The following is a 570-nucleotide window of genomic DNA, read 5'->3' as shown; positions in this document are numbered from 1 at the left end:
GGACGGCGAGCAGCTGGTCGGCGGCCCGCTCGGCGGGGTGCCCGCCCTGGTGGAGCAGGAGGGCGGCGCGCAGCCGCAGGTCCCGGGCTTCGGCGGGGGCCAGCGTCTCCTCCACGGCGTCCGCGACGACCGGGTGGACGAACCGGGGTACGGGACCCTCCGCCAGCAGCCCGAGCCGCCGCAGCACCCGCACCGCCTCGGCCCGGCCGGTGGCGTCGAGCCCGGCGAGCCGGGCGGCGGGGTCCTCACCGGCGCTCTCCGTGTCTCCGGGGGCCTCGGCGTGTCCGGGGTCACCGCCGAGGACGGCGAGGGCCGCCGCGAGGCGCCACACCGGGGGCCGCTGGCCGCGCAGGGCCACCGCGAGGCGTTCGCGCAGGGCGTCGGGGCGGATCCCGCGGATGTCCCGTGCGTCGGGCAGCCTCCCCCCGTGGGCCTGTGGCCCGGCGGCGGTCAGGGCGTCGAGGGTGGCCGTCAGGAGCAGGGGGTGTCCCCCGGTCGCCTCGTGGCAGGCGCGGGCGCAGGCCTGGTCCACGGGCCGCCCGAGGCGGGCGCCGACGAGGGCGGCGGGGG

The 570-nt window shown here is 81.6% G+C and carries 1 pseudogene; it reads right to left on the bottom strand.

What is annotated here, in order from left to right:
* Positions 1-570 (bottom strand): annotated as a pseudogene (locus VR44_RS37580) (LuxR family transcriptional regulator); the annotation flags it as partial.

Origin of the sequence: Streptomyces katrae, from assembly GCF_000966975.1 — a bacterium.
GTDB lineage: Bacteria > Actinomycetota > Actinomycetes > Streptomycetales > Streptomycetaceae > Streptomyces > Streptomyces katrae.
Note: the sequence above shows the minus strand (reverse complement) of the source record. Positions and strands in the feature narration are given on the sequence as shown.